This window comes from Streptomyces acidicola (genome assembly GCF_009377235.1).
GTDB classification, from domain to species: domain Bacteria; phylum Actinomycetota; class Actinomycetes; order Streptomycetales; family Streptomycetaceae; genus Streptomyces; species Streptomyces acidicola.
Window position 1 is genome coordinate 1 of the sequence record NZ_VMNX01000442.1, and the last position, 3525, is coordinate 3525.

Consider the following 3525-nt stretch of genomic DNA (forward strand, 5'->3'; position numbering starts at 1 on the left):
CTCGTTGACTTCCTCCCCGCTCCCTCGCTCCCTCCCCCGCCCCGGGGAGGGACCAGGGCCACCGCACGGCCTTTCCCGCCCGCCTCACCGATTGGCCTGCCCATGACCGAAACAGTCCCCACGGGATCGCCGATATCCCAGACCGCCGACAGCGACGGCCGCATCGAACTCGCCCCCGGAGCCTTCCCCGCCGACAGCCCGTTCGCCAACGAGGACCTGCGTCCCGTCCCGGTCGCCGAGCGCAAGTGGACGACGTACAACTTCGCGGCCCTGTGGATCTCCATGGCCCACTGCATCCCCAGCTGGACCCTGGCCTCCGGCCTGGTCGCCCTCGGTATGGACTGGAAGCAGGCCGTCTTCACCATCGCCCTGGCCAACGTCATCGTGCTGCTGCCGATGCTGGCCACCGGGCACGCCGGACCCAAGTACGGCATCCCGTTCCCGGTGCTCGCCCGCGCCTCCTTCGGCCTGCGCGGCGCCAACATCCCCGCTCTGATCCGCGCGGCCGTGGCCTGCGGCTGGTTCGGCATCCAGACCTGGATCGGCGGCAGCGGCATCTTCGCCCTGGGCTCCAAGCTCACCGGAGGCGAGTGGGAGAACGCGGGCAGGATCGCGGGCAATCCATGGCCGCTGTGGCTCTGCTTCGTCTTCTTCTGGGCCGTGCAGATCGCCATCATCTACCGCGGCATGGACTTCCTGCGGCACTTCGAGAACTGGGCCGCGCCCTTCGTGATCGTCGGCGCGTTCGTGCTGCTGATCTGGATCGCGGTCAAGGCGGACGGCTTCGGCCAACTGCTGTCGCAGCCCTCGAAGCTGGGCTGGGGCCCCGACTTCTGGCCGGTCTTCTTCCCCTCCCTCATGGGAATGATCGGCTTCTGGGCCACCTTGTCCCTCAACATCCCCGACTTCACCCGCTTCGGGTCCAGCCAGAGGGCCCAGACGTGGGGTCAGTCGCTGGGCCTGCCCACGACGATGACGCTCTTCGCGGTTCTCGCCGTGCTGGTCACCTCCGGCTCCGAGGCCGTCTACGGCGAGGCGATCTGGGACCCGGTCGCCCTCGCGGCCAGGACGGACAACGCCTTCGGCCTGCTGTTCGCGCTCGTCATCGTGGTGGTCGCCACGGTCTCCGTGAACATCGCGGCGAACGTGGTCTCCCCCGCGTACGATCTGGCCAACCTGGCCCCGAAGCTCATCAACTTCCGTACGGGCGCCCTGATCACCGGTGTCATCGGTGTGCTGATCTTCCCGTGGAAGCTGATCTCCACGCCCGAGTTCTACATCTTCACCTGGCTCGGTGTGGTCGGCGGTCTGCTCGGCACGGTCGCGGGCATCCTGATCGCCGACTACTGGATCGTCCGCCGTACGGTCCTGCACCTCGCGGACCTGTACCGGCCGGGCGGCCGCTACTGGTACTCGTCCGGCTGGAACTTCAAGGCCGTGGCGGCCTTCGTGGTCGGCGGTGTGCTCGCCGTCGGCGGCTCGTACTCGGGCGTGGATGCCAAGGGCGCGAAGACAGGCCCGTTCCCGGCCGACGGACTGATCCCGTTCCTGAAGCCGCTCGCCGACTACGGCTGGGCCGTGGGCCTGGCCGCCTCGCTCGTGCTGTACGTGGCGCTGATGGGCGGAAGGGAGCGGCGGTCCGCCGAGGCCTGAGGCGGCTGCGGCGAAGGCCGCCCGACGGGGCGTGCGATGGTGAGGCCGCGCTGGAACGATTCCCCTACTGGGCGTCGTCCAGCGCGGCCACCGCCTCCTTCGCGGCCTTGATGGCGCCCTTGTTGATCTCGTCCGTGCCCGGCGCCTTCTTGCTCTCGAAGTCGCTGCCGTTGTACGTGACCACCACCAGGGCGTTGGAGACGCGGGCGATCACCGCGCCCTCGCGCGTCTGCTGCTTGTCCTCGGTGGTGAGGTTCACGACGGAGTACGCCGAGTCACCGAGACCCGGCACCGCCCCTCCGCCGCTCTTCTCCTTCACGCGCTGCTCGTAGGCGGTCAGGGCCTTGTCGTCGGAGTTCTTGATCTCGTACGAGACGTCGAGCCAGCGGTAGTCGAACCCTTTGAGGGCGTTCCAGGAGCAGGTGCGGCGCACGGCCTTGTCGGTGGACGTTATCTCCTGTCCGGCCGTCTTGGCGTCCGGGACAAGGGACTTGACGGTCTTCTCCGAGATGCCGGAACAGGGCGCGGGCGCCTGCGAGTAGGCCTTGGCGGCCGCGGAGGCCGAAGGAGCGGACTCGTCGGACCCGGACTCGGACCCGGACGCGGCAGCGTTCTTCCGGGCCGGGTCCTGCTCGCCGGCCGGAGTCGCGGCGAACGGACCGGACGACAACGCCCAGCCGGCCGAGGCGAGTACGGCGACCGGCAGCAGACGAGCGGTGAGAGCGAGCGGCAGTGGAAGTTCACGCACGGTGTGGTCTCGGGGGAGTCGGTGCGGCGTTCCGCACGGGGTGGGGGACGCCAGTGTCACATGCGTAGCTGTGGGGGCGGAAGTGCGAACTCGCTCCGTGGCCGTTCGATTACTGAGGCTCACAGCTGACGCGCGGCACCACGCCGCCCCCGGCCGGGCCGAAGTCCGGGAACGCCCTCTCGATCCGGTCGACGGCGGTGAACGCGCCATAAGCGACGAGGTGCACGAGACAGTGGTCGGTGTGGACCGGCGTGCGCCAGGCCGCCACGTCCTCGTCGGTGATGCGGTACGGAGCGAGCGCGGCCAGCAGCGCCAGGCGTGCTCCCGGGCGGTCGTGGCGGCTCGGCAGGGTGCCCCACGCGAGCGGTGGGTGCGTGCCGCGCCACGCCCGGACCACCTGGTGTACGAGGGCCCGATCGGCCTCGTCGAGGAGACCTGCGCCCGCCGAGGCCGCGGTGCGGAGGGCGGCGTAGGCCGGGCCGACCGTGGTGCCGGCGGCCCACTCCGGTCCGGGCCCGGGGTCGTCCAGGAGGGCCAGGCTCGCACCGGGTGCGGGGCGACGGCGGACCGTCTTCGCGAGCGAGCGGCCCATGAGGCTGCGGACCGGGCGGAGCCGCTGGGCGTTGCCGGGGAGGATCTTCTCGGTCAGCAGGGCCGACACGATCCGGTTGACGAAGTGGAACGCGAGGGCGGTGCCGATGTGGGCGGGGGCGTGCTTGCGGGAGAAGGGGAGCGGGGTGAGGCCCGGACCGCCGGGGACGCGGGTTGCCTTACCCCAGGCCAGCACGCGCGCGTGTGCCTCGTCGTCGGGTGTCCCGCCGCGGGCCACGCGTTGGGCGAGGGCATGATCCCCGGTGGCGTGCAGAAACATCGTGTGGGCGTCCGTGCAGAAGGGGCAACGATTGGCGATCGAGACCCCAAGAGCGGTCAGCTGCCTGCTGGTTCGGCTTCCCTCGCCCGCGATCAGCGACTCCCGCACCAGCGCCCACGTCGGAGCGAGGATCCCGGGCGCCGAGGAGAGAACCACGAAGGTGGTGGCCCGCTCGATGCCGAAGTCCTCGGCGAGTTGGGCGTACACGTCGGCGGTGACGCCGGTGGCGGACTCGGGCGGGGGAGGGGTGGTG

At 70.6% G+C, this 3525-nt stretch carries 3 protein-coding genes; 1 reads left to right on the plus strand and 2 read right to left on the minus strand.

The features are described 5' to 3' along the window. Positions 1 to 102: 102 nt before the first annotated feature. Positions 103 to 1653, plus strand: a complete 1551-nt coding sequence (locus tag FPZ41_RS45640) for an NCS1 family nucleobase:cation symporter-1 (protein WP_152870707.1) — start codon at positions 103 to 105, stop codon at positions 1651 to 1653. A gap of 64 nt (positions 1654 to 1717) precedes the next feature. On the opposite strand, the gene FPZ41_RS45645 is transcribed toward FPZ41_RS45640, so the two are convergent. Continuing rightward, a complete protein-coding gene (locus FPZ41_RS45645) occupies positions 1718 to 2401 on the minus strand; it encodes a hypothetical protein (RefSeq protein WP_322621572.1) in 684 nt (227 codons plus the stop codon). Positions 2402 to 2510: 109 nt separating this feature from the next. Next, positions 2511 to 3525, minus strand: a 1015-nt coding sequence (locus FPZ41_RS45650; RefSeq protein ID WP_152870709.1) for a carboxymuconolactone decarboxylase family protein, incomplete at its 5' end; no start/stop codon positions are given.